This window comes from Ensifer sp. Root954 (assembly GCF_001429005.1).
GTDB classification, from domain to species: Bacteria; Pseudomonadota; Alphaproteobacteria; order Rhizobiales; family Rhizobiaceae; genus Ensifer; species Ensifer adhaerens.
Genome location: NZ_LMJM01000012.1, coordinates 271 through 22,026 on the forward strand (window position 1 = coordinate 271; position 21,756 = coordinate 22,026).

Annotated in this window: 22 protein-coding genes; 8 read left to right on the plus strand and 14 right to left on the minus strand. The window is 61.1% G+C overall.

Annotated elements, in window-relative coordinates; all coding sequences use genetic code 11:
- The coding region (locus ASE71_RS36605; RefSeq protein WP_210178858.1) for a hypothetical protein at positions 1-312 on the plus strand (312 nt) is incomplete at its 5' end.
- Between the two features lie 556 nt (positions 313-868).
- Here the strand turns inward: ASE71_RS36605 and ASE71_RS06335 are convergent.
- From ASE71_RS06335 to ASE71_RS06370, 9 genes are all read right to left on the minus strand, one after another.
- Positions 869-1,453, minus strand: coding sequence for a tyrosine phosphatase family protein (locus tag ASE71_RS06335; RefSeq protein ID WP_034800416.1), 585 nt, complete (start codon positions 1,451-1,453; stop codon positions 869-871).
- Positions 1,426-1,794 (minus strand): MurR/RpiR family transcriptional regulator, encoded by a 369-nt coding sequence (locus tag ASE71_RS06340; RefSeq protein ID WP_060520181.1) that lies wholly within the window; start codon positions 1,792-1,794, stop codon positions 1,426-1,428. The genes ASE71_RS06335 and ASE71_RS06340 overlap by 28 nt, the downstream gene beginning before the upstream one ends.
- Before the next feature lie 210 nt (positions 1,795-2,004).
- Positions 2,005-2,355 carry a helix-turn-helix transcriptional regulator gene (locus ASE71_RS37470; protein ID WP_320410583.1) on the minus strand — a complete coding sequence of 117 codons (351 nt, stop codon included), beginning with the start codon at positions 2,353-2,355 and terminating at the stop codon, positions 2,005-2,007.
- Between the two features lie 41 nt (positions 2,356-2,396).
- Complete coding sequence (locus ASE71_RS06345) at positions 2,397-3,179, minus strand: ABC transporter permease (RefSeq protein ID WP_060520183.1); 783 nt, start codon at positions 3,177-3,179, stop codon at positions 2,397-2,399.
- 2 nt (positions 3,180-3,181) lie between these two features.
- Entirely contained in the window at positions 3,182-4,360 is a 1,179-nt protein-coding gene (locus tag ASE71_RS06350; protein WP_060520184.1) for an ABC transporter permease, read from the minus strand.
- Positions 4,357-5,436 (minus strand): ABC transporter ATP-binding protein, encoded by a 1,080-nt coding sequence (locus ASE71_RS06355; RefSeq protein WP_060520185.1) that lies wholly within the window; start codon positions 5,434-5,436, stop codon positions 4,357-4,359. Before ASE71_RS06355 ends, ASE71_RS06350 begins: the two co-directional genes overlap by 4 nt.
- Before the next feature lie 90 nt (positions 5,437-5,526).
- Positions 5,527-6,579 carry an ABC transporter substrate-binding protein gene (locus tag ASE71_RS06360; protein WP_082566398.1) on the minus strand — a complete coding sequence of 351 codons (1,053 nt, stop codon included), beginning with the start codon at positions 6,577-6,579 and terminating at the stop codon, positions 5,527-5,529.
- Positions 6,580-6,778: 199 nt separating this feature from the next.
- On the minus strand, positions 6,779-7,519 hold the full coding sequence (locus ASE71_RS06365; RefSeq protein WP_034800406.1) for an SDR family NAD(P)-dependent oxidoreductase: 741 nt from the start codon (positions 7,517-7,519) through the stop codon (positions 6,779-6,781).
- A gap of 76 nt (positions 7,520-7,595) precedes the next feature.
- The gene (locus ASE71_RS06370; protein WP_034800404.1) at positions 7,596-8,276 is read right to left on the minus strand and encodes a GntR family transcriptional regulator; all 681 of its coding nucleotides are present in this window, start codon (positions 8,274-8,276) and stop codon (positions 7,596-7,598) included.
- A gap of 181 nt (positions 8,277-8,457) precedes the next feature.
- On the opposite strand from ASE71_RS06370, the gene ASE71_RS06375 reads away from it, so the two are divergent.
- Complete coding sequence (locus tag ASE71_RS06375; protein ID WP_060520186.1) at positions 8,458-9,507, plus strand: phosphotransferase enzyme family protein; 1,050 nt, start codon at positions 8,458-8,460, stop codon at positions 9,505-9,507.
- A gap of 2 nt (positions 9,508-9,509) precedes the next feature.
- The gene (locus tag ASE71_RS06380; protein ID WP_060520187.1) at positions 9,510-10,826 is read left to right on the plus strand and encodes an aspartate aminotransferase family protein; all 1,317 of its coding nucleotides are present in this window, start codon (positions 9,510-9,512) and stop codon (positions 10,824-10,826) included.
- Positions 10,827-11,638: 812 nt separating this feature from the next.
- Here the strand turns inward: ASE71_RS06380 and ASE71_RS06385 are convergent.
- From ASE71_RS06385 to ASE71_RS06395, 3 genes are read right to left on the minus strand one after another with little or no spacing between them, the layout of a single operon-like run.
- A complete protein-coding gene (locus ASE71_RS06385) occupies positions 11,639-14,905 on the minus strand; it encodes an error-prone DNA polymerase (protein WP_060520188.1) in 3,267 nt (1,088 codons plus the stop codon).
- Positions 14,902-16,425: a DUF6504 family protein gene (locus ASE71_RS06390; RefSeq protein ID WP_060520189.1), complete on the minus strand. Its 1,524-nt coding sequence runs from the start codon at positions 16,423-16,425 to the stop codon at positions 14,902-14,904. The genes ASE71_RS06385 and ASE71_RS06390 overlap by 4 nt, the downstream gene beginning before the upstream one ends.
- A complete protein-coding gene (locus ASE71_RS06395; RefSeq protein ID WP_034800432.1) occupies positions 16,340-17,101 on the minus strand; it encodes an ImuA family protein in 762 nt (253 codons plus the stop codon). The genes ASE71_RS06390 and ASE71_RS06395 overlap by 86 nt, the downstream gene beginning before the upstream one ends.
- Before the next feature lie 233 nt (positions 17,102-17,334).
- Here ASE71_RS06395 and ASE71_RS06400 point away from each other — a divergent pair, with 233 nt between their 5' ends.
- The 5 genes from ASE71_RS06400 to ASE71_RS06415 all read left to right on the plus strand — a co-directional run bounded on the left by ASE71_RS06400 (position 17,335) and on the right by ASE71_RS06415 (position 20,092).
- The gene (locus ASE71_RS06400; protein ID WP_060520190.1) at positions 17,335-18,006 is read left to right on the plus strand and encodes an SOS response-associated peptidase; all 672 of its coding nucleotides are present in this window, start codon (positions 17,335-17,337) and stop codon (positions 18,004-18,006) included.
- Positions 18,007-18,032: 26 nt separating this feature from the next.
- Positions 18,033-19,115: a DNA polymerase IV gene (gene dinB / locus ASE71_RS06405; protein WP_034800385.1), complete on the plus strand. Its 1,083-nt coding sequence runs from the start codon at positions 18,033-18,035 to the stop codon at positions 19,113-19,115.
- Positions 19,116-19,377: 262 nt separating this feature from the next.
- Positions 19,378-19,527 (plus strand): hypothetical protein, encoded by a 150-nt coding sequence (locus ASE71_RS36370; protein WP_164475055.1) that lies wholly within the window; start codon positions 19,378-19,380, stop codon positions 19,525-19,527.
- A 64-nt stretch (positions 19,528-19,591) separates the two neighbouring features.
- A complete protein-coding gene (locus ASE71_RS06410; RefSeq protein ID WP_034800382.1) occupies positions 19,592-19,870 on the plus strand; it encodes a hypothetical protein in 279 nt (92 codons plus the stop codon).
- Between the two features lie 30 nt (positions 19,871-19,900).
- Complete coding sequence (locus tag ASE71_RS06415) at positions 19,901-20,092, plus strand: hypothetical protein (RefSeq protein WP_034800379.1); 192 nt, start codon at positions 19,901-19,903, stop codon at positions 20,090-20,092.
- Between the two features lie 78 nt (positions 20,093-20,170).
- Here ASE71_RS06415 and ASE71_RS06420 read toward each other — a convergent pair whose 3' ends face one another.
- Positions 20,171-20,467, minus strand: a complete 297-nt coding sequence (locus ASE71_RS06420; RefSeq protein WP_034800376.1) for an antibiotic biosynthesis monooxygenase — start codon at positions 20,465-20,467, stop codon at positions 20,171-20,173.
- A gap of 202 nt (positions 20,468-20,669) precedes the next feature.
- Positions 20,670-21,122 carry an aspartate 1-decarboxylase gene (gene panD, locus ASE71_RS06425; RefSeq protein WP_060520191.1) on the minus strand — a complete coding sequence of 151 codons (453 nt, stop codon included), beginning with the start codon at positions 21,120-21,122 and terminating at the stop codon, positions 20,670-20,672.
- Positions 21,123-21,756: the final 634 nt, after the last annotated feature.

Consider the following 21,756-nt stretch of genomic DNA (forward strand, 5'->3'; position numbering starts at 1 on the left):
ACACATCCGACACGTCAACAGGGATTTTCATGGGCCCGACATAAATCTCACAACCAATTGAACTTAAACGGTATTTCTATCCACAGACAGCAGCAGGCGCTTTCCGCCCGCTTAAACGGGCGGAAATCGATCGACCCAGGAGGTTCGGCAGGCGCCGGCGATTATTCAGCAACCGGGCCCACGCCCCCGGCAAGCAGCTCCGCTCAAATACGGGGTACTGATCCTGGTGGTGAGCCGCCTCCCATTTGCCTGCCTCTCCAGCAGGCGGCCGATGTGTATGTTGCCGATAGCATGGGTCTCGAGCATCTCTGAGAAAATGGGCTCGCTACAGGCCGAGGTTCTGGCAGGAGAAGGTGATCATCTTCTGCGAGCGACGTTGCTCGATCTCGCCTCGAAGGGCTGATGGCACGGCGGCCGACGTTCCGAAGAAGGTCGATTTCGCTGAGGAGTCGCGCAAAAGAAGCGGTCACCGCGTCAGAGACGATAAACTGCATCAAACGATGCGACCATCCCAACCGCAAGCCGCCCGCTTCACCATGACGTTATACACGCGGGCGAAAGTGTGGGCGGCGCTGACGATGTGGGAGCCGTGCTCCCCCACCCAATGGTGGCTCCCGAAAAGAGCCCCTTCCCTTTCTAAACGCGCCCTCTCGTCAGCGTCGATTGCTCGCCTGATCTGATCGAGAACATGCGACTAGTCGATGCCTGGATATGTGGCGGCGTCAGCGAGACGCCTAGGCCCGCTCGGTGCGCGACGCAGCTGAGGTCGCGGCCGCAGAGGGCGGGGCCGCCTTCAAGCTCGGGGATCGCATGATCATCGAACGGCCACGAAAGATCCTTCAAAAGGTCTACGAGCCAGCGGTCGACGTCAGCCGAGCATGGCCATCTTCAACTCCGCCTCGCGACCGAGGGAGGTCATCCATTCGGTGAACTCGGGGCGGCTTTTGATCTGTCGTCCGTAATGGCGGCGCAGCGCCGTGGTGAGGTCGCTTCCGCGGCCGAGCTGTTCATCGGCAAAGCCGATCATCTGCGAGTTCGGCCAGGCCTGCGGACGAATGGCGACAAGACGGGCAAACAGGCTCTCGCCCGGCTCGTCCGGGTTTGCCTGCGCCATCAGGGCCAGCATCGCGGCGGTCGATCGCGACACGCCCATATGGCAATGCACCAGAACGTGGCTCGACGCCTGCTTATCTGCGCGCTCCAGGAAGTCGTTGCCGAAGCGAAGGATCGCCTCGACATGGTCGGGGCGCGGCATCACCCGGTTAGGTACGGCTGCAATGATGTCGTGGAAGCGCAAGGTCGTGCGGTGATGGGCGCCGTAACCGCCAAACGCCTCAAGTTCCGGCAGCTCCGGATCGACGATCGACAGGACGTGGGTCACCTTCCTGTCGCTCTGGCCCGGTAGTTCGTCGATCCCGCAAACGGTCAGCACTGGCGAAAAGGTCGTTTCCATGTCGATTGTCCTTGCATCCGGTTCATAGCGTGTCTGCCTCGCACTTGCGCGAGCAGGGCAAAAAGCACGTCGAGCATCACATACATCGGGGCGCGGCCGGTCGGCACGATGAGGGGATGGGTCGAGGCGCGGTAGGCGTAGAGATTGATGCTTCCATCGGCGAGGGAGGCGACGATGGAGCCGCCCGGAGAGATGGAAACTATACGTGCGCCGGCCTTCTTGGCAATCTCGATGTTCGAAATAAGATAGCTCGTTCGGCCCGAGAAGGAGAGCACGAAAAGCACGTCTTCTCCCGTCAGGCGCGGTGCGGAAACCATCTGCAAGGTTGGATCGGAATTCATGTCAGTGAAGATGGGTAGGACGGCGAAGCTGTGACAGCATTGCAAACGAGCCGGGGATGAAGCGTATCAGAGTTTTCAGCATAGCGCCGCGCTGTGGGGGAAAGTAGGAATTCGCGTCACGGGAAGCGCGGAAAAAGGGCCGTGGCAGGACCTTCAACATCCGAAAGGGGATGGGACCGGATGCCCCGTACTTAGCGTTCCGCTTGAGCATCAATTTAATCCGGCGAATGTGAAGGTTGTGAACGTGGGTGAGCCCCACTTTGATTTAGACGAGATTTCACTTTTAATCGGACGGAATTCAAACCGTGTATTCCGAGGATAGCAGACTAGGGTCCGGCTCTGGCTTCGCCACGAAGCCAACGACCAAGCCCCCCGGCCGACTTTCTCCAGTGTCTCCAACCTTGGGTTCGCACCGCCAACTTCTATTTCCGCGATCTGCCGACGAGTGAGGCCGACGATCTCGGCAAACTCCTGCTGGCTGAGACCTATGCCTCTGCGGAGGTCACGTACTGCGTCCGGGAAATGCAAGCCGCCGCACCGCAATCCTGCAGAGTTCGACACCGTCTGCGGTGAGATGCTGGGAGCGCTGTGCTTCCCGTCTCCTAGCGCCGCTTCGCAATCAAGGACCGCGACACAACCACAACGAGCCCGATCAAAACCGTCCCCGCGATGAAGAGGAAGGCCGCCGCAGCGATCGCAGGGCTGATGTTTTCACGGATGCTGGAAAACATCTGCCGCGCCAACGTCCGCTGGTTCGGGCCTGCGACGAAGAGCGTGAGGACGACTTCGTCCAACGACGTCGCAAAGGCGAGCACCGCGCCAGAGAGTACGCCCGGCATGGCGAGCGGCAGGGTGACCCGGCGGAACACCGTCGTTGGCGAAGCACCGAGGCTCTGGGCCGCAAGCTCGACGCGCTGGTCGATGCCGGCAAGCGCGCCGGTGACGCTCACGACCACAAAGGGCACCGCAACGACCGTGTGGGCGATGATCACGCCCATGTAACTGTTGGTAAGGCCAAAACCCGCCAGCAGCACTTGCATGCCGACCCCCAGCACGACGGCCGGCACCACCATGGGCAGCAGGAAAAGTGTGCGCATCGAACCGCGAAAGAGAAGAAGGCGGTTGCGCAGGCCGAGCGACGCGGCCGTACCAAGCGCGGTTGCGAGCAAGGTCGTGCCCGTGCCGATGATCAGGCTGTTGACGATTGCCCGCCGCCAGGCGTCCGCGAAGAAGAGTTCCTCAAACCAGCGTAGGGACCACGACGGGATCGGATAGGTGAGGATCACGCTCGAGGTGAAGGCGAGCGGCAGGATGGCAATGAGTGGCGCGACGAGGAAGAGGATCGTCAGCGTGGCGAAGGTGGCCTTGGCGATTTTCATCGGCATGGTCACCGCCCCCCAACTTCGTCGCTGGAGAGCCGTGAGTAGACGCTGTAGAGCAGTAGAGTTGCGACCAGGAGTACGACCCCGAGCGCACCGGCCATGCCCCAATTCGCCGATCCCGTGGCGTAAAAGGCGATGATCGAGGAGATCATCTGGTCGCCCGGTCCGCCAATCAGCGCCGGCGTTATGTAATAGCCAATCGCAGAGATGAACACTAGCAGAGCGCCGGACGCCACACCCCTGAGGCTTAGCGGCAGCAGCACTCGCAGGAAAGCGCGCAGCGGGCGCGCGCCGAGCGAGGCGGCGGCCGGCATCAAGTTCTTCGGGATGGTGATGAGCACGGAATAGATCGGCAGCACCATGAACGGCAACAACACATGGGTCATTGCGATGATGACGCCGGTGCGGTTGAAGATCAGCGTCAGCGGCGCATCTATGAGGCCGATGGCGCGCAGGAGATCATTGATGAGACCCTGCTCCTGCAACAGGATGAACCAGGCCGCGGTGCGCACCAGAAGCGACGTCCACAGCGGCAACAACACGGCGCCAAGCATCAGATCACGCTTCCAACCCTCGAGCGAAGCGGCGATGATTGCGTACGGAAAGCCGATACAGGCGCATGCGAAGGTGACGAGCGCGGCTATCCAGAAGGTGCGCATGAGGATCACGGCGTTGACGGACTGGTCTGGCGGCAGATGCTCGATATCACCAGCCGCATTGCGACCAAGATCGACGGCGGCAAGCAGGTTGCGGTCGGTATAGGGCGAGAGCGCATCTGCGATCGCCAGCCAGAACTCCGGCTTCTCCCAGCGTTTGTCGATGGAAACGAGGTCGGCGGGTGGGTTCGCCGTATCTTTCAATGCACTCGTCGTCTTCCCCATCAGCGTGCGAAAACCGGAGCGGGCGCTGTTGAGACGCCGCACCATGTCACCAAGCGCCTGATCGTCGTCGACGGACTTCAGGTCCTCCATCAGCGCCATCTGCATGGGTGTGGTGGGTGGAGACTTACGGTCCCAATCGGCCAGAACTTCCGCGCTGCGTGGCAGCAGCCGCAACACGGCCGGATCCGACACGGACTGCGCCATCATGCTGAAGAGCGGCCAAAGGAAGAAGCCGATGAGGAAAAAGAGCAGCGGCGCCAGAAGAAGCAGCGATTGTCCAGTGCGGGAGGAGACTCCACTCATGGCGCAATGACCCGACAATCGCCGGCCGAAAACGCCGCAAAGACTTTGGTGCCTGGCGGAAACTCGCGCGACCTTCTGCCGAGTTTGGCGATCAGCGGGTGAGTGGCGTTCTGCAACTGCACGCGCAAATGATCGCCCTGATAAACGGAATCCGTAACTTCCGTTTCCAAGACGTTTCGACCCTCACTGCGCGTCTCGCTGAGATCGACCCGTTCCGGACGGATGGAGAGAAAGACGGATTGGCCGGAAGCGACGCTGCCGGAAACCGCCGACACAATTTGTGCCCCCGAACGAAGACGCACAGTCGCTTCCGCGCCTTGCACGGTTTCCACGACACCTTCGACGAGATTGGTCTCGCCGATGAATTCGGCGACGAAGCGCGTCGCCGGCTCGTCGTAGACCTGCCGGGGTGTCCCGATCTGCTCGATCTTGCCCTTGTTGAAGACGGCGACGCGATCCGACATCGTAAGCGCTTCGGACTGGTCATGCGTAACGAAAACGATTGTTAGGCCGAGGCGGCGGTGCAGATCGCGGATGTCGAGTTGCATCTGCTCGCGCAACTGCTTGTCAAGCGCGCCGAGTGGCTCGTCCATCAGCACGACACGCGGTTCGAAGACAAGCGCCCGGGCCAGCGCCACGCGCTGCTGCTGGCCACCCGAGAGCTGCGAGGGCCGTCGGTCGGAAAGGGTTGAAAGCTGCACCATGTCGAGTGCACGTTTGACGCGCTCATCGATCCCCGCCTTGCCAATACCCCGCATCTGGAGCGGAAAAGCGATGTTTTCGCCGACTGACATGTGCGGGAAGAGCGCGTAGCTCTGGAAGACAACACCCATGTCCCGCTTGTAGGTGGGCACCTTATTGATGGCAGTTCCGTCGAGAAGGATCTCGCCCGCGGTCGGCTGCTCGAAGCCAGCGAGCATCATAAGAAGCGTCGTTTTGCCCGAGCCGGACGGGCCGAGCAGGCTGACGAACTCCCCCTTCCCGATGCCGAGATCGAGATGTTCAACCACGCAAAGCGGGCCGTAGAATTTCGTAATGCGGTCAAATCGAATGTATTCGGCCACGGAAGACTCCATCGCTAAAGGCGAAGGATGCGTCCTCAAGAAACGCACCCAGCCATCCAGGAACGGGCGCTCCCGGTGGAGCGCCCTTCACCACGGATGTTCTTACTGGGCGAGCCAGGCGTTGAAGCGCTGCGTCAGCGTCTCGGCATTGTCGATCCAGAAATCGACATTGAGCGAGATGGCATCTGTCATGTTGGCAGGATCGGTTGGCAGGTCCTTGGAGAATTCCGCCGGTACTTTGGACGCAGCCTCCTTGTTCGGCAGACCGTATGCCACGAATTCCGGCAGTTTCGCCTGGTTTTCCGGCAGGCTCGCAAAAGCGATGAAGTCCTGCGCAGCCTCCTTGTTCTCCGCATCCTTCAACACGACCCAGCTATCGACGGCATAAATGCTGCCGGGAAAGACGACCTTGAAGTTCTTGCCTTCCGACCGATTGATGCCGGTGATGCGGCCGTTGTATGCCGAAGTCATAGCGACTTCGCCCGATGCGAGGAACTGCAACGGCTGTGCGCCCGATTCCCACCAGACGATGTTAGGCTTCAATTCGTCGAGTTTCTTGAAGGCGCGGGCGACCCCCTCCTCTGTACCGAGAACGTCATAGATCTGATCCTTGGAGACACCATCGGCGAGCAGCGCGAATTCCAGCGTGTATTTTGGGCCCTTGCGCAGCGAGCGCTTGCCGGGGAACTTTTCGACGTTCCAGAAGTCCGCCCAGGAAGTCGGGCCTTCCTTCAGCTTGTCGCCGTCATAGGCGATGGCCGTCGACCAGACGATGGCGCCGACACCACAGTCATTGACCGCAGATTCGAGGAATTTGTCCTTACCGCCCATCTTGTCCCAGTCGATCTTTTCATAAAGACCGTCGGCACAACCGAGCGCCAGTTCTTCGGCTTCCACCTGCACCGCATCCCAGTTCGGTGCGCCGGCCTTGACCTTCGACTGGATGACGCCGATGCCGCCGTCCCAGGCTTCGTCGAGCACTGGCTTGCCGGACTTTTCGGAGAACGGTTTGAAGTAGATGTTGCGCTGGGCATCCTGATAGTTTCCACCCCATGAAACGACTGTTAGATCTCGCGCGAAAACCGGCACAGCAAGGCCCGCCGACAGAACGACGGCAGCCGCCGCCAGGACACCCGATTGAAAGATTGTCTTCATGGCATTCCCCTTTTCTTCGTTTGTGAAAGAGCCGCTTGCGGCTCCGATGACGATCCCATGCAGACCGTTGTCCCCGTCCCGTTTGCGGCGGTGGCTGCGGCCCTCACCGGTCTTTGCGCCCATTCTCCCTTGGACGTTTCAACCGATGGATGCATTCTAGTCATTGCAGGCCAACGGGTTTTTCCCGATTTGACCGTTGTCAGACGTGCTGCCCTCCGTTGATGTGGATTTCCGCGCCGTTGATGTAGGACGATGGCTCGGTGCAAAGGAAGTAGATGGTCTCCGCTACTTCGCGCGGTTCGCCCAGTCTTCGCATCGGCACTTCCGCCGCCACCAGTTCATCGGTTCCGGGCGACAGGATAGACGTTTCGATCTCGCCCGGCGCGATGGCGTTCGCCCTGACGCCGCGTTGGCCGAATTCGTGCGCCATTTCGCGGGTCAGTGAGGCCAGCGCCGCTTTGGACGCCGCATAGGCAACGCCTGCAAAAGGGTGGACGCGAGAGCCTGCGATGGACGTAACATTGACAATCGAGCCCTTCGCCGCTTCCAGTTCCGGCATGAGCGCGCGGGCGATCAAAGCGGTCGACACAAGATTTACGTTGAGTACCTGCGTCCAGACATCGGCATCGGTATCCAGCACACCGAGGCGACTCTTGCCCGGTCCCTTCGGCGAAATGCCCGCATTGTTCACGAGGGCATGCAGGCGGCCGTTCGGTAGGCGCTCGCGCACGGTCGCAGCCAGGCGGTCAATCTGCGTGAGATCGGCAAGGTCCGCCTGGATATGGCTCTCGCGTGCGGACGGCCAGGCACATTCCTCGGAAAAAGACTGGCGAGAAACGGTGAGAATGCGCCAGCCCTTCGACTGAAAGAGCTTGACCGTTGCGTGCCCGATCCCGCGGCTCGCCCCCGTCAGCAACATGTACCGGCAATCATCGGTCATCGGAGCGCTTCCTTTTGATGTTTGATGCATCGTAATAGGCTGCCCATGAATTGCAAGTCTCCTATTCCAAGCGACGTTAAGCCCGGCGCGCCTCCGGCTCGCTGCCCCGTTCGATGCGCTCGAGGATCGGCTTGCCGCCGAGCAGGATGTCGTCGACGATTGCCATCGAAGCGGCGGCGGGATCGTGCCGCTTCAGGGCTTCGACGACCGGGTAGTGGTGGTCAATCATAGCCCGTCCGCCCTCTATGTAAGCATCGGAAATGTGTGGCCCCATCCGCAGCCAGAGCCGCCGCAGGATGCTGTTCAGCACCGGCAGTCCGGCGATCTGCGGCAGCAGGAAGTGGAAGGCTTGGTTGAGTTGCGTACCCTTCAGTCGGTCGCCGGCCTCGATTGCTTGTTCGTTTTCGCGCAAGATTCGCTCCAACGCTTCGATATCCGCGCTCGTCGCCACCTGAGCCGCAGTCTCCGCGGCCAGTCCCTCCAGGCGCACCCGTATTGCGCGGATCTCGCGGTAGCGGTTTTCGCTCAAGCCCGGGATGCGGATGTCACGCGGCGAGCGGAAGATAATCGCCTCGTCATTGGCAAGCCGAAGGATCGCGTCGCGGATCGGCGTAACGCTTGTGCCGAATTGCTCTGCCAGATCCCGGATCTTCAGCCGATCGCCGGGTTGGAACCGGCCCTGGATAAGCGCATCGCACAACGCACCATAAACGACGCTGTTGAGGTTCTCATGATCCAGTGACGTGAATTGAGGCATGGAATTCGTCCAAAAAATGGAATAACAAGATACTTGATGCATCTTTTTCGCTGTGTTTCAAGTATGGCGTGTCGCAGACATCATTCACCGAAAGGCTCGGCGCGACAATGTCGTCGTTGTCGTGGTCAGCTGACGGGCAGAGATTGACGGAAATGCGGGCGACCGCGCCAACGGAGCAAGCATGACGGAGCCATCGCCCACCGCCAAGAACGCCGATTCCATGTCGGCAACATGGAGCGCGACATCGCTTTCCGATGCGGAGGCGGCGGTGAGGAAGGTCTATGGCGCGAGCGGCTCGATCAGGCGGCTCTCAAGCGAAAGGGACGAGACTTTTCTTTTTACCCGCTCGGACGGAGAGGACTTCATCCTCAAGATTGCCAATCCCGCCGAAGACCCGGCCTCGCTTGAGTTCCAGGATGGTGCGCTAATGCATCTGGAGGCTGCGGCCCCCAATGTACCGGTGCCAAGGCTCATGCTCACGAAAACCGGAGCGCCGAGCCATACGCTTTCCACCTCCGATGGCCCCCGCGTCATGCGCCTGTTGACCTTCCTCGGCGGCGAACTGCAGTACCGCACCTCGGCCTCAGAGACGCAGAGCCGCAACGTCGGCCGAGCGCTCGCACAACTTGGGCTGGGTCTCGAAGACTACAAAGGCCGCCCGCCCGCCAGAAAGTTGATGTGGGACATTTCTCATACACTCGACCTTGTCGCCCTGCTCGACCATGTCGGCATCGAGCGCCGAGCGCAGGTGGAGGCCATACTCGCCGAGTTCGAACGCTCGATGCCGGCGATCGCCGCGATCAAGCGCCGGCAGATCATCCATAACGATTTCAATCCGCACAACATCCTGCTTGATCCGGCAGAGCCGACCAAAGTTGTTGGTATCATCGACTTCGGCGACATGGTGCATGCGCCCTTGATCAATGACCTTGCCGTCGCCCTCTCCTATCACCTTGCGACCGACAACTGGGCCGCCCGCACCGGCGCCTTCCTCGAAGGCTTCCTGTCGGCGCGCGCGCTGGAGCCGGCCGAAATCGAGCTGCTACCGCTTCTCGCCCGTTCCCGCCTCGCCATGTCCATCATCATCGCGGAGTGGCGTTCCGCACGTTTTCCTGAGAACCGGGCCTATATCATGCGTAACCACGCGACCGCATGCCGCGGCCTGCAGAACATAGTCGATCTCACTCCGGCCGGGCTGAAACGGCTCGCGCCCAACCTTTCCGAGGCTTGATCATGTCGATGGTGAATGCTTTTTCGCGTGCAGATTTCGACCGACTAGACGAGAGCGAGAGGGCGCTTATCGCGCGCCGAGAAAAAGTGCTCGGTCCCGCCTACCGCCTGTTTTACGAAAAACCGCTGCATCTTGTCCGCGGCGAAGGCGTTTTTCTGTACGACACGGCCGGCGAGCGGTATCTCGACGCTTACAACAACGTCGCCTCGCTCGGCCATTGCCATCCGCGCGTGGTGGAGGCAATCACGAAGCAGACGGCCGTGCTCAACACTCACACACGCTACCTGCACGAAGGGATCGTCGCCTATGCCGAGGCACTGACGGCCACCTTCCCCGAGGCGCTCAGCCAGGCCATGTTCACCTGCACCGGCAGTGAAGCGAACGATCTCGCCGTTCGCATCGCCCGCTTCGTCACTGGGGGCACCGGCATCATCGCGACGGACCTCGCCTATCACGGCCTGACGAGCGCGGTTGCCGAATTCTCGCCCTCGCTCGGCGAATCCGTGACGCTCGGCCCGCATGTGCGCACGGTGCCCGCGCCGGACAGCTACCGTCACTCGCCCGAACAGATGGCGGTAAAATTCGGCAACGACGTGCGCGCCGCAATCGCCGATCTCAAGCGTCACGGCATCAAGCCGGCCATGCTGATCACGGATACGATCTTTTCCAGCGACGGCATCTTCGAAGGGCCGAAAGGTTTTCTCAAGCCTGCGGTGGACGCGATCCACGAGGCTGGCGGCCTCTTCATCGCCGACGAGGTGCAGCCCGGCTTCGGCCGAACGGGCGAAACGATGTGGGGTTTCGAACGCCACGGCGTTGCACCCGACATGGTGACGATCGGCAAACCAATGGGTAACGGCTATCCGATGGCGGGCATAGTGCTGCGCCCCGAGGTTATCGCTGAGTTCGGCCCGAAGGCGCGCTATTTCAACACCTTCGGCGGCAATCCGGTCGCCGCCGCGGCCGGCAAGGCAGTGCTCGACACTATCCGCATTGAGGGGCTGCAGCAAAATGCGCTGGAAGTCGGTTCCTACCTGATGGGTGGCCTCAAGAGCCTTTCGGATCGATACCACGCTCTCGGGGACGTGCGCGGTTCCGGTCTCTTCATCGGCGTCGAGATCGTAGCCGACCCTGCCGCCAAGAACCCCGATGCCGCGCTAACGACTCGGATCGTAAATGGTCTGCGAGATCGCCGCATCCTCATCAGCGCCTCCGGTCCCAATGCCAATGTTCTGAAAATACGGCCGCCTCTCGTCTTTTCTCGCGAGAATGCGGACATGCTGTTGGATGCATTTGGCGACGTGTTGCGGTCTCTCTAAATAGGAGGCTTCGCGCCGCAGTCGGGTTTTACTACCGATTGACGCTTAGGCGAAGACACAGGTAGAACGATCTCTCGAGTTTGCTCGCTAGCTTTGATTGTTGCGCGATTGGCATCGCGCTCTAACAAACCTTCCTTTCAAAATCGCGGTCAGAACCCATGCCTAGGGCCGGGGCCTTACTTTTGCTTTGGAAGGACCCGTCACGGCCACGGCGCCTCTAAGTGCTTCTAACAAAGGCATGGTTTCATCAAACCTGACAAGCAGGTGTCGATGGAGCGATCTCGTCGAAGAAAAGCGCCTTACCAACGCCTGCGCGATAAGCGCGGCTAACCATTACGCAGCCAAGGAACCGCAGCACGCGGGTGACCGCAGGTGAGTCCAATGCCGTCCACCAGTGGTCGCCATTGCCGCCTCCATCACAAGATAGATTGAAGGTAAACTATGAAGAGCTTGGACGAAAAACTTCTTATTATTCTGGGCGCCTTCCACAGTGTGCGGTATGGCGTGTCGCCATCCGTCTCACGCGGCGCCGCTGAAAATCATGCCAAGAAACAAGGGCTCGCGGGAAGTGAATACAGCCAGACCCTCGAAGTGGCCATTGGCTCTGGACTTATCGGACTCTCGTCTGACTCATCTCTCTCAATTCGGGCTGCGGGGCGGACGAGGCTAGGCAAACGTTAGCCAGAGCTTGGTGCGGCATGGGGGAACCGCCCCGAGTGGGGCGATACCTCATCCCACGCCTCGCCGAGCGTCGGCACTTCGGGCCGCACGAAGCAGTGAACCGGCTTTCGAGGATTCCAAGAAAACACTTCTCACCGGAAATCGCGCGTCTTCACCTTGATCTGATCGAGATGCAGATAGGGATCGACGATATCGCGCGGACGCGGCCCCTTCGGCAGGCCGCGCGGGTCGGGCGCCGGCGCCCCATGATGAAATTCATCCCCCCGCCCATGCGGAAGCGGAAAGCTGGCATCCCGCTCGCCGACGCTGGCAAGTTCGCCTGACAAATCGGTCAGCCGATGGGCGACCAGATGCACGACCTCGCCTTCTCGCTGAATACGACCATAGACGCCGAGCATGCCGGCCCCGAGGACCACGCGGCGATAGCTTTCGAAGGTCTTGGCCCAGACAACCAGATTGGCAATGCCCGTCTCGTCCTCGATCGTGATGAACATCACGCCTTTGGCGGAGCCCGGCCGCTGGCGGACAAGCACCAGGCCGGCCGCCTCAAGCCACCTGCCGTCACGCGTCTGCATCGCCTCCCGGCAGGTGACGATGCGGCGCTTCGTCAGATCCGCGCGCAGGAACGAGAGCGGATGGTCGCGCAGCGTCAGCCCGACATGCCCATAGTCCTCCACCACTTCGCCGCCCGCAGTCATCGGCCTTAGCGCCACTGATGGCTCATCGAGTTCGGCAACGGTCCGACTTTCACGGGCAGATGCCGCGGCAAAGAGCGGCAGCGGCTCGTCGCGCAATGCCTTGATCGCCCAAAGTGCCTCGCGCCGGGCAAGCCTCAGTGAAGGCTGGAAGGCATCGGCCTCGGCAAGCTGCACGAGCGAGCCGGCCGGCACCCCTGCCCGACGCCAAAGATCGTCGACGCTCTCGAAAGCTCGCTCCTCGCGCACCGCAATGATCGCTGCTGCATCGATATTCGCCAGTCCCTTGACCATGCGAAGACCAAGACGGACGGCAAAGCGAGTTTCATCCGCTGTTGCCTCAAGCGTGCAATCCCAGCGGCTGGCGTTCACACACACAGGCCGGACCTCGACGCCATGGTCGCGCGCGTCCCGCATGATCTGGGCCGGGGCGTAAAAGCCCATCGGTTGGGCATTCAGGAGAGCCGCACAGAAGACATCCGGGTGCCAGCATTTGAGCCAGGAGGAGGCATAGGCAATCAGCGCGAAGGACGCGGCATGGCTTTCCGGAAAGCCGTAGCTGCCGAAACCTTCGAGCTGCTTGAAGGTCTTAATCGCAAAGTCCGGCTCATAGCCGTTAGCGACCATTCCCCGAACCAGCTTCTCGCCGAACTTCGAAACGCCGCCGGTATGCTTAAACGTTGCCATGGCGCGGCGCAATTGATCGGCTTCGCCCGGCGTGAACCCGGCGCATTCGATGGCGACCCGCATTGCCTGTTCCTGGAAGAGCGGCACACCGAGCGTCTTTCCAAGCACCTGCTCCAGTTCCGGCTTCGGGTATACCACCGCCTCCTTGCCCTCGCGCCGGCGAAGATAGGGATGCACCATGTCGCCCTGGATCGGGCCGGGGCGCACGATCGCCACCTCGATGACGAGGTCATAGAAGGTGCGCGGCTTGATCCTCGGCAGCATCGACATCTGCGCGCGGCTCTCGATCTGGAAGGTGCCGAGCGTGTCGGCACGCCGGATCATGGCGTAAGTGCGCGGATCTTCGGCCGGGATGCTCGCGAGATCGAGATTGATGCCCTTGTGTTCGGCGAGCAGGTCAAAGCCGCGCTTCATGCACGAGAGCATGCCGAGCGCCAGGCAATCGACCTTCATGAATTTCAGGATATCGATATCGTCCTTGTCCCATTCGATCACCTGCCGGTCAGCCATGGCCGCCGGCTCGATCGGGACGAGCTCGTCGAGGCGATCGTTCGTCAGGACGAAGCCGCCCGGATGCTGCGACAGGTGACGCGGCGCCCCCATCAGCTGCCGGGCCAGATCGAGCGTGAGGCGCAGGCGCCGATCGGACAGGTTGAGATTGAGTTCCTCGGCATGTTTTTCGCCGATGTCCTCGCCCCAGCCCCAGACCTGCGACGACAGCATCTTCGTCATGTCCTCGGGCAGCCCCAGCGCCTTGCCGACATCGCGGATGGCGCCTTTCGACCGATAGCGGATGACCGTGGAGCAAAGGGCCGCATGATCACGGCCATAGGTCTCGAAGACCCATTGCATGACGATCTCGCGGCGCTCGTGCTCGAAGTCGACGTCAATGTCAGGCGGCTCGCGCCGTTCCTCGGAGACGAAGCGCTCGAACAGGAGGTCGTTGATTTCAGGGTCGATCGAGGTGATGCCGAGCACATAACAGACAGACGAATTGGCGGCCGATCCTCTGCCCTGGCATAGAATGTCCCTTGAACGGGCAAAACGCACGATCGAATTCACTGTCAGGAAGTAGGACGCATATTGAAGCTTCTCGATCAGCCGCAGTTCGTGCTCGAGGTTCTTGCGGACTTTTTCCGGCAACCCTTCTGGGTAACGCCAGGCTGCACCTTCCCAGGTCAGTTGCGCCAGTGTCTCTTGGGCTGTCAGTGCAGGATTGGATCGCTCCTCCGGATATTGATAGGCGAGCTCGTCGAGCGAAAACCGGCATCGCTCCAGGATCTCGATGGTGCGGGTAAGCGCTTCGGGGTAGCGCGCAAAGAGCCGCGCCATTTCCTCGGGCGGCTTCAGGTAGCGGTCGGCGTGGCGCTCGCGGCGGAAACCGGCCTCGTCGATCATGATGTTGTGGCGAATGCAGGTGACGACATCCTGCAGGATGCGCCGGTCCGGCACATGAAACAGCACGTCGTTGGTGACGACCGTCGGCACGCCGATTGAAGCTGCCAGGTTGGAGAGCTGATGAAGGCGCAGCTGGTCGTTCGGCCGGCGGCGGAGTGTCAGCGCCAAGTAGGCGCGGTCGCCGAATTCTTGCCTCAAACGGCGCAGTTCCCGCGCGCAGTCCTCGTCAGCGGCATCGGGAAGGAGAACCGCGATCAGTCCCTCGCCATAGGCAACGAGATCGGACCAGGCAAGCCGGCATTTCGCCTTGCCGCCGCGCTTCTTGCCGAGCGATAGCAGCCGGCAAAGCCGCGCATACGCGGGCCGGTCGGTCGGAAAGACGAGAACCGATAGATCGCCTTCAAGATCGAGGCGGCAGCCGACGACCAGCCGCACGCCGACATCCTTGGCCGCCTGGTGCGCTCGCACGATGCCGGCGAGGCTGTTGCGATCGGCAATGGCCAGTGCTTCGAGCCTAAGTTCAGCGGCACGTTGGAATAGCTCTTCGCAGGAGGATGCGCCGCGCAGGAAGGAGAAATGCGAGGTCACCTGCAGCTCGGCATAAGGCGGCGTCGTCATCCGAAGATCCCGTGCAGGAACCATTGGTGGCTGCCGGTCTCGCTGTGTTCGCCGTCGCCGGCGCGATAAATCCAGTAGCGCTCGCCGGCCTCATCCTCGACCTGGAAATAGTCGCGTACGGCGACGAGCTCGGCATCGCCCTTCCACCACTCGCCGAAGACGCGTTCGGGGCCGTCGGCACGTTTCACCCGTCGGCGCACACCACGCCATGTGAAACTGACCGGCGGATGATCGGGCAGAAGCGCCATCGTCTCGATCGCTTCAGGATGGAGAAGCAAGCGCACCGGTCTTGGCCAATGGCCGGGCCAGGCGAGACCTTCGTCCGGCGCCATCGGCGCGATGCGGTTGATGGAGCGTTCGGGCACGTCGCTGGCTACCGGTTGAAAACGATAGAGCCGGCGTGCGCCGATGCGGTTTCCCAGGATGTCGATGAGGCCGGAAACATCGGCCTCCGGTTCCTCGACCAGCGAGGAAACGACCTGGCTTGCCACCAGCGGCTCGGCGTGGGTCGCCGTCAGCGACATGATTTCGATCCCGAAGCCCGGATCGATCGTCTCGATCCTATCAGTGATGAGCCGGATCAGGCGCTTGGCGTCGCGAACGGGCGTCGCGGTGCCTGCGCGGATCGCCTGGTAGGTGTTATCAACGCGATGGAAGAGAAGGTCGACGCGCCGCGCGCCGAGGCCTCTTTCTTCCAGTACCCGACAGAGCGCGCCCACAAGCTTCGCGGCATAGCGCGCAATCGTCTCGGCGGCCGCAATCGGTTCACCGAAGGAACGGCGAACTTCGATAAGTTCAGGCGTGCGGACCGGATCGATCGGCTCGGCAACCTTTCCCATGGCCTGGTCGAGGCGACGGCCAAGTTCGGGTCCAAATCGAAGGGCAAGCGGCGCCCGCGGCACGCCGGCCACCTCACCGATCGTGTTGAAGCCCAGCACGCGAAGGCCATGGACGATTGCAGGATCGAGGCGAAGCGCTGCGACGGGCAGGTTACGGATGGTTTCCTGCTGCGCCCCCGGAGCGACGACCAGCGTCGGATGAGCGAGAAACCGGGCGCCGGCATGGGCCGCCCCCCAGGTATCGGCAACCGCAGCCCGCGCCTCGATGCCGGATCCGAAGAACCGGTTGACCATGCCTGACAGCATCAGGTCCTCGCCGCCATGCAGGTGATCGGCACCGGTCGTATCGATCACCAGGCCATCGGGCGGATCGGCGGCTACGATCGGCGCATAGCGCTGCAGCGCCCAGAGCGCCAGGCGTTCGAGCGCTTCTTGATCGGCGGCCGGATCGGCGTCCATGACGACAAGACCTGCGACGAGCGCCTGGGCTTTCGTGGCGGCCATGCGGGGTCTCAGGCCTGCGGCAATCGCCGCGGCATTTACCGAGAGCACCACACGCCTTCGCTGTTCGCGACCGACGAGGACGAGAGGCGTTTCAGCCGGCGGCGCTGCGTCGCCGAGCTTGCGCCTCAGGCGATCCGTGGGCCAGCTCGGAAGGAAGAGCGATACGACCCTTGGCATCTGGGGCCTCCACTTCGAAATCTGCACTTTCGCCGGCACGGCAGCGGATGAGTTCGACGAGCCAGCGCGCGCGGCCGACGCCTGGAACCGGCAAGGGGACGGATGGCAGGACGGACACGCGCCAGCGCGTGACCGATGCCGTCGGCTGCCCGAAATCCGAGGCTTCGGCCTGTCGTCGCCAGCGGCGGATCGCAATGCCCAACGTGCCGGAACTCTCGGCTGCAAGCTGCAAGCGGCGCGAGGCGGTCATCGAAAGGCGCGCGAGCTCGCCGACGACGGCACCGAGGCCGCCGTGGCGAAGCCCCTCTTCCATGCAGGAAAGAAGCGCCTTTTCGTCGCCGGCCTCCACATAGATGACGCGGCTCGGCGAAAGACCGACTTGAGCCAGCGCCGGCGCGAAGAGATCGGGCCGCGTCACACACCAGAGCACCTTGCCTTTCGAGCGGGCGGCAATGCCCGCGCAAAAGAGAGCCGCCGCCGCACCGTCGATCGCACCGTTGCCGCCGCCGGCGACCTCATGCAACGAGCCGAGTACAAGCCCCCCACCCGGCAATCGCCGATCAATCTCGGTGACACCAAACGGCAGCACCTGTCGTCCACGGCCGCTTGCGCCTTCAAGGCGCTGGATGCGCTCGCGAAGTTCTGAGACGACGGTATTGTCGACTGGACGGGGCATTTTGGAAGGAACAACTCCTTAGGGCTATGCATTAGCGCTTCCTGTTGATATGTTCTCTATTTGTTCCTATTTGAGTTGCGAGTCAACGAAGTTCAGAAAAGAGACTGTTGATTGCGATCGAGACGCCAGCACGGACACGCTGCTTGGTGCAATGAACAGATCGAATGCCGGGGAACGGGGACAGAAGCGAGCAGTCGTTGATATGAAGCTAGGTGAGAAAGGGAGACTGAACTTTGTGCAATCTCTACAACATCACGACGACACGTGATGCCGTGATCGCATTCACCAAGGCATTCCGCGACAAGGCAGGCTGGAACCAGCCATCCTATGACGTCTACCCCGGCTATCAGGCGCCCGTAGTCCGCGTCGGCGAAGACGGAGAGCGAGAGATCGCGCGTGTCACCTGGGGCATGCCCTCGCCGCCCGCTTTCGTGAAGAACTACGATCCCGGCGTCACCAACATCCGAAACGTCGCCTCTCCGCACTGGAGACGCTGGCTCGGGGCGACCAGTCGCTGCGTCGTCCCCTTCAACTCCTTCGCCGAGCCGGATCCGGCGGCCAAGGTTCCCGGCGGTAAAATCCCCAATGCCTGGTTTGCCGGAACTAAGGAGCGGCCGCTGATGTTCTTCGCCGGCTTCTGGACGCCATGGAAGGGTGTCAGGCGCGTGCGCGATGGTGAGCGCGAATACGAGCTCTTCGGCTTCCTCACCACATCCCCGAACGAGATCGTCTCGCCAATCCATCAAAAGGCCATGCCGGTGATCCTGACCACACCTGACGAGGTCGATCTGTGGCTCACCGGATCCTGGGACGAGGTGAAGCACCTGCAGCGGCCGCTTCCGGGCAACATGCTTGTTGTCGTCGAGCCTCCTGCTGCCCTGCCCGAAGAAGACCTGCTGCTATGACCAGTCGTTGGGTCGCGTGATCGGTGATGGAACGCTCTGAGCGCACGCGAAAGATCATCCATGTCGACATGGATGCCTTCTACGCCTCGGTGGAGCAGCGGGACAATCCCGTACTTCGCGGGCTTCCGATTGCCGTTGGCTTTGGCGAGGCGCGCGGCGTCGTGGCTGCCGCAAGCTACGAGGCGCGCAAATACGGCGTCCATTCGGCCATGCCGTCGGTCACCGCCAAGCGGAAATGCCCGGAGCTGATTTTTGTGACGCCGCGCTTCGATGCTTACCGCGCAGTCTCACAGCAGATCCACGCGATCTTTGCCGAATACACGCCGCTCATCGAACCGCTCTCGCTCGACGAGGCCTATCTTGATGTCACCGAGAACCTCAAGGGAATGGAACTTGCGACGGAGATCGCCGAGGAGATCCGCGCCAAGATCAAGGCAAGGACAGGCCTGACCGCTTCGGCCGGCGTTTCCTATAACAAGTTCCTCGCCAAGATGGCGTCCGACCAGAGAAAACCGGATGGCCTCTTCGTCATCACGCCAAAGAACGGTCCGGCCTTCGTCGAGGCGCTGCCCGTCAAAAAATTCCATGGCGTCGGTCCGGCAACCGCCGAGCGCATGCACAAGCTCGGGATTGAAACGGGCGCCGATCTGAAGGATCACGATATCGCCTTCTTGCAGCAACACTTCGGAAAATCGGGACCTTACTTCTACTGGATCGCCCGCGGCGTCGACGAACGTCAGGTGAAGGCCGACCGGGTGCGCAAGTCCATCGGCGCGGAAGACACGTTCTCCGTGGACGTCCATGATTTCGAGACCGCCAGGGCTGGCCTCGAACCGCTGATCGAAAAGGTCTGGCGCTACTGCGAAGGGAACGGTATTCGCGCCAAGACCGCGACGCTCAAGGTGAAATGGGCGGATTTCACGCAGATCACTAGGAGCAAGACAACAGCGGCACCGATCGCAAGTACTGCAGAGCTTGCCGCGGTCATGACGATGCTGTTGTCTCCACTCTTCCCTGCCCCAAAAGGCATTCGGTTGCTGGGCGTGACACTGTCGTCACTCGATGAAGCAACGATCGAAAGCAAGCCACAGCTTGCCTTCGCGCTCTAAAACACCTTGCTCGTCCGCCAGGACACCGAACGACCGAATGAGGGTTGGCGATCAACTATCGGAAATCGTGATCACCGAACGGGCGGCCTTTGCAGGGAACCTTATTCAGTAAACTCTTAATTAACCATAACCTTGCAAACTGTGTTCAGTCGCCAATCACATTGCAGCGTACAGCGGCAACTCAGAACCGTAACCCCGCCCACGGGTTACGGTTTTGCCCATAAAGCCAGGCACCTCTCAACCACAAGCGCAAGGTTAAGCGATGAGTTATGACTGGAGCGGCGCGCGGCATCGCCGGATGAAGGTTGCACGTCTTGGCGCCGCGCTCACTGTCGCGGCCACCGTCGTTGCCGTTGTAGTCCAGGTCATGGGAAGTGCGCTCTGGAGCGACGCAATCGCCGTGAACGGATGAGTTCGGCTCATCGATACGATGACCAACTCTGCGTCCTTGTTTCCCGAAGAGGAAAGGTTCGAATATGATCGACTGGAATACGGACGGTCACGGCAACATAAGGGCATCAACGGTCGTCGGCTGGAACACTGCAATCGACGAGACGGGCGAGCTTTTCCTGAGGATCGAATTCAGCGCCGATCCGGATCTCGAAAACGTGTCGGCGCTGCAGTTCAGATTGACCGCGCAGCAAGCAATGCAACTTGCGGAAAGGCTGACGAACACTTATCGGCAGTCCTCGACGGCGCGCGAGTGCCCAGACCAATCTTTGCTACTGACGTCGCAGGGGCGCCCCGCGCCATAATGAATGGACAGACCAGAAAGGGGAAAGGACGTGGCCACCCGCAAAGAAATCGCCGATCGTGTGATTGCCAAGTGGCAAGCAAGGGGCATTGCAATTGACCACACCGCCGAGTTCCAGGCTCTGCTCAGACTCTGGATTGCGGGTGACATTTCCATCGATGACATCCGGCGGAGGCACCTGAAAATGCTGCGCGAACGTGCCCGAACGGCAAAGCGCAATTAAACGACGAGACAGGTCTTGTGGCATCGCCGGCTAATGTTGAGCCCAACGACGCATCGCCACGGCAAACCCGCTTCCGGTTTATTTCACGGATAGGACGACCAGGCCTGCAATTGGGTCGGTTACGCCGAGCCCTCCTCCGAGGTCCTCGAGCGTCTCACGAAAGCTGTCAAGCGTGGCGACCATCTGCGGCCGGCTCGCCACCAATGCTTCCATGCTCTCCCATTCCGCGATAATGCAGTATCGTCCCTCGCCAGCCTCGATGATGTTGGCATGACGCAGACCCGACCAGCTTTGAGCTATGTCCCGGTGAGCGCCGAGAAAAGCCTCAGCCATCCCCGGCTTGACCTTGAAGCGGACGACATTGAATGCGGTCATGAGCGCCTCCCTGAGCCTTGTTCTGCCTTTGATAATCTGCCGTCCAAATTGCGCTTTTGGCTAGAGCCTGCACCCGTGCGGCAAGGTCGTCGGTAACTGGTTCAGCAGCAACGAACGCCGTGTTGCTGGCGAGGCCGCGACCGCTGCGTTTTTGTCCTTGGCGACGACCCAGCCGTCAGGTTTGCCTCTTGGCCAAATCCAATCAGCTGCCGGACACCATAAGCGGTATCGGCAATGCCGTCTCGGCCTCGTCGAGGATTTCGAAAGTGAATTTGCCAGATGCATCGACCTCAACCGAGTAGCTGAGGCGATCCTGCACGCGGTTGTTCTCGTCGAAGGTCAGTACCTTCGGCTTCAAGGAAGTAAGCCGGCTTTCGTCGAGGTAAACGGAGTTGCATATAAGGATCTGGTCGCCGGGCTGGCATGTGCGTGCGGCCGCACCATTGAGGATGCAGCACCTAGAACCGCGTTCACCGAGGATGACGTAGGTGGAGATGCGCGCCCCGGAATTCTTGTTCCAGATCTCGACGAACTCCATCGGCAAGATGCCGGCCTCCTCACAGTGGTCCGGGTCAAGAGTGATCGACCCATGATAGTTGAGGTTCGCCTCGGTGACATAAATGCCATGGAGCTTCCCTGCGACCAGGTTTCTCATGCTTTTTCACACCTCGCGGTTGATCAGGTTTCGTCGCGCCCTGGCGCTGCCGACGAGGCAGAAATCTTCGCGCACGGACAATCGCCAAGCGGAGAGAAGGCCCCGCCGGGGAAGGCGGGGCAAGGTTCGCACCCAGATGGCTCTCTGAACGCGGGGAAGAAAAACTCCATCGGCCAAGCCGATGCGCTCAGATACGAACAAAGCCGCCCGCAAGGAAGGTCGCTTTCGACAATTCCGGTACGGCTTTGCTAATATATCAACCGGCTCGAATGACGATCCTAATCGTGTCGGCACCAGCTTTTCCCCTCCCGCGTTGTCGCAATCCGTACGGCGTATGTACTAGCCCGCCCCCGACACGACTAATTCAGTTTATTTTTCAGCCCGTTAGCTGCCGAAGGAGGATATTTAGCGCTTCTTGAGATACCTTCGACGGTTCCGCTATCGGTTCGCCTGCAGCCAGGAACAAACCGCATTTTCGCATCGTTTTACGACCGCGCCGGATTTTCTCGAACATGAATGGCCGATACGGCACGCAGCTATGAGCGAGCAATCATGACGTGTCGAGGTCCCTAGGAGCGTGGGGCTATCCGGCCCAGCGTAGAGCGTTTGCGCGGTGTCGACACACCGACTTCGG